The 3,382-nt window shown below is 74.7% G+C and carries 2 protein-coding genes and 1 pseudogene; 1 reads left to right on the top strand and 2 read right to left on the bottom strand.

Features of this window, described 5'->3' with window-relative positions; all coding sequences use genetic code 11:
- The first annotated feature begins 200 nt into the window (after window positions 1-200).
- A complete protein-coding gene (locus QH283_RS06950; protein ID WP_280502188.1) occupies window positions 201-1,670 on the top strand; it encodes a phytoene desaturase family protein in 1,470 nt (489 codons plus the stop codon).
- 36 nt (window positions 1,671-1,706) lie between these two features.
- Here QH283_RS06950 and manA read toward each other — a convergent pair whose 3' ends face one another.
- Together manA and QH283_RS06940 are read right to left on the bottom strand one after the other, a co-directional pair.
- Complete coding sequence (gene manA, locus QH283_RS06945; RefSeq protein ID WP_280502187.1) at window positions 1,707-2,945, bottom strand: mannose-6-phosphate isomerase, class I; 1,239 nt, start codon at window positions 2,943-2,945, stop codon at window positions 1,707-1,709.
- Window positions 2,945-3,382, bottom strand: a pseudogene (locus QH283_RS06940) (hypothetical protein); the annotation flags it as partial. The pseudogene QH283_RS06940 and the gene manA, both read right to left, overlap by 1 nt.

Below are 3,382 nucleotides of genomic sequence, written 5' to 3'. Positions count from 1 at the left end.
GGCGCCCGGGGGGGGGGGGGGGGCCGTGGCCGGCCCGGGCCCGGGGGGGGCGCTGGGGCTGCCTATCCCCCAAACTCGGGCCGGGCTGACTGGCGACCGTGGGGCCCCTGGGGCGGGGGGGGGGGCGCCCCGCCCCGCCCGCGTGACCCGCCGACCTCGCGTCGTGGCCGCTCCCGGCTCCAGCGCCTAGCGTGGGACGGGTGACTGATGTGGCGGTGGTCGGGTCGGGGCCGAACGGTCTGGCGGCGGCGGTGACGCTGGCCGCGGCGGGATTGTCGGTGGAGGTCTTCGAGGCCCAGCCGACGGCGGGCGGTGGCTGCCGCACGCTGGAGCTGACGCTGCCGGGCCATCGGCACGACATCTGCGCCGGGGCGCATCCGATGGCGGTGGCCTCGCCCTTCTTCCGCGCCTTCGACCTGCCCGCGCACGGCGTGGAACTGCTGCGGCCGGAGGCCTCCTACGCCCATCCGCTCGACGGCGGGCGCGCGGGCGTCGCCTGGCGCGACCTCGAGCGCACCGCCGCCGGGCTCGGGACCGACGGCAAGGCCTGGCGTTCGCTGTTCGGCCCGCTGGTGCGGCAGTGGGAGGGGGTGGTCGGACTTGCCATGTCGGACCTGCGCGGGCTGCCGCCGGACCTGCCCACCGCGGTGCGCTTCGGGGTCAGGATGCTCGAACAGGGCTCACCGCTGTGGAACGCGCGTTTCGCCGCCGACGTGGCGCCCGCGCTGTTCAGCGGCGTCGCGGCGCACGCCATCACTTCCCCGCGCGCGGTGCCCGCCGTCGGGGCCGCGCTGCTGCTCGGCACCCTCGCCCACGCGGAGGGCTGGGTGATCCCGCGCGGCGGCAGCCAGGCCATCGTGGACGCGCTGATCGCCGAACTCGAACGGCTGGGCGGACGGGTGCACACCGGCCACCGGGTCGACACCCTGGCCGAACTCGGGCGGACGAGGGTCGTGCTGCTCGACACCTCGCCCGCGGAGCTGGTGCGCCTGGCGGGGGAGCGGCTGCCCGCCGGATACGCCAGGCAGCTCGGCCGGTTCACGTACGGAAACGCCGCCTGCAAGGTCGATTTCGCGCTCTCCGGCCCGGTGCCGTGGGCCGCGGCGGAGTGCGCGCGGGCGGGCACCCTGCACCTGGCGGGCAGCCGCGCCGAGATCATGGCCGCCGAGGGCGCGGTCGCCTCGGGCAGGCATGCCGAACGCCCCTACGTGCTAACCATCCAGCAGGGCGTGGTCGACGACACCCGCGCCCCCGCCGGACGCCACACCTTCTACACCTACGCCCACGTCCCGCACGGCTCCGACCGCGACATCACCGAGCAGGTCATCGCCCAGGTCGAACGCTTCGCCCCCGGCTTCCGCGACCTGATCCTGGCGAACCACACCAGCACCGCGGTCGAATTGCCGCTGCACAACGCGAATTACATCGGCGGCGACATCTCCGCGGGCGCCATGACCATCCCGCAGATGCTGGCCCGCCCGGCCCCGCGCTGGAACCCCTACGCCACCCCGCTGCCCGGCGTCTACCTGTGCTCCTCGCCCACCCCGCCCGGCGGCGGCGTCCACGGCATGTGCGGGCTCACCGCGGCCGGGCACGCCCTGCGGCGCGAGTTCGGCATCACCGCCGACCCACTGGAGATGCTGCGGGTCGCCACCCGCGCCCGCCGGTAGTCCGGTCAGCCGCGCGCGGCATCGGCGGCGCGTCGGTCAGTTCCCCTCACCGACCGTCGCGCAGAACAGCTGCGCCGGGCCGTCCACCGACTGCGCCCTGATACCGGTGTCGGCGGCGGAGGTCCACGCCGCCGACCCGCGCGGCACGAGCAGCTCCGTCGCGCCGTCCAGCAGCCGGGCGGTGCCCGAGGTGCACAGCACGATGCCTGGGCCCGCATCGGTCAACGGCACCTGTCCGGCCCCCTCGATCAGGTCGAATCGGCGCAACGCGAACTCCGGCGCCGGCGTGTGGTAGCGGACCGAGCCGTCGCCGGCGGGCTCGGGCAGCACGATCGGCAGGTCCAGCGGCTCGAAGTCGAGCACACGCAGCAACTCCGGGACGTCGACGTGCTTGGGGGTCAGCCCGCCGCGCAGCACGTTGTCGGAGTTGGCCATCAGCTCGACGCCGACACCACGCAGGTAGGCGTGCAGATTGCCCGCGTCGAGGAACAGCGCCTGGCCGGGCTGCAAGGTCAGGCGGTTGAGCAGCAGCGCCGCCAGGACGCCCGCGTCGCCCGGGTAGTTCTCCGCCAGCTCCAGCGCGGTGCGCGCCTCGGCGATGAACGGGCGCGCCCCCGGCGCCGAGGCGTCGGGCGCCGACAGATACCGCACGCAGCCGTCGAGCACGGCGGGCAGCAGCGTGTCGAGCACCTGATGCGGCAGGGTGATCCAGGTCGTGAACAGCGCGCGCAGGCCCTGCGAATCCGGCTGCGAGGCCAGCATGTCGGCGTAGGGCTCCAGCGCGGGCACCGCGAGGGCGCGGAAGAGCTCGACCGTGCGCAGCGGCTCGCGGAAGCCCGCCAGCGCCTCGAACCGGTCCAGCGCGACCACCAGTTCCGGCTTGTGGTTGTCGTCGCGGTAGTTGCGCATCGGCGAGTCCAACGGCACGCCGTCGCGGTTCTCCTTGGCGAAGCCCGCGCGAGCCTGCTCGGCGGAGGGATGCGCCTGCAACGACAGCGGCTCCTCGGCCGCCAGGATCTTCAGCAGGAACGGCAGCTTGTCGCCGAACTGCCCGGCGGCCGCGCCGAGTTCGCGCTCGGGATCGGCGGCCACCACATCCAGCAGCGACTTGGTGGTGCCCTCGGCCAGGGTCACGTAGGCGGGATCGGCGGGATGGGCGCCGAACCAGAGTTCGGCCTCTGGATGCGCCGACGGCACCGGCCGTCCGCACAGCTCGGCGATGGCGGTGCGCGATCCCCAGGCGTAGGAGCGCAGCGCACCAGTGAGTTCGTGCACTAGAAACGTCCCCCGTCGTACTGATCCGTGGGATCGAAATCGTCCCCGCCCCGGTAGTCCCCGCCGCTCGGGTACTCGCTGCGCGAGACGGCCTGCGGCTGGCCGTTGATCAGCCGCAGGTAGGCGGCCGCCATCTCGATGCGCAGTGCCAGCACCGCCAGCTGCTCGAGTTCACCGCCGCCGCCTGCCCGCGCGCCGTCGCCCGGCTCCGCGCCCGGCGGGGGCGGGGCAGTGGGCGCGGCGGGGGCGGCGGGATCGGTCAGCGACGACCGCAGCAGGTCGAGGTCGGCGTTGACGAGGTCGGCGTCGACGAGCCCGCCGGTGCCGAAGACGGCGATGCGGCGGCGCGCGGCCGCCTCGTCGGGATCGGTGCTCAGCACGAACACCCGCACCCGCTCGACCGGTGCCGGGCCGTCGAACTCCTCGTCGTGGAACAT

Source organism: Nocardia farcinica (genome assembly GCF_029867845.1).
Taxonomy (GTDB): Bacteria; Actinomycetota; Actinomycetes; order Mycobacteriales; family Mycobacteriaceae; genus Nocardia; species Nocardia farcinica_A.
Note: the sequence above shows the minus strand (reverse complement) of the source record. Positions and strands in the feature narration are given on the sequence as shown.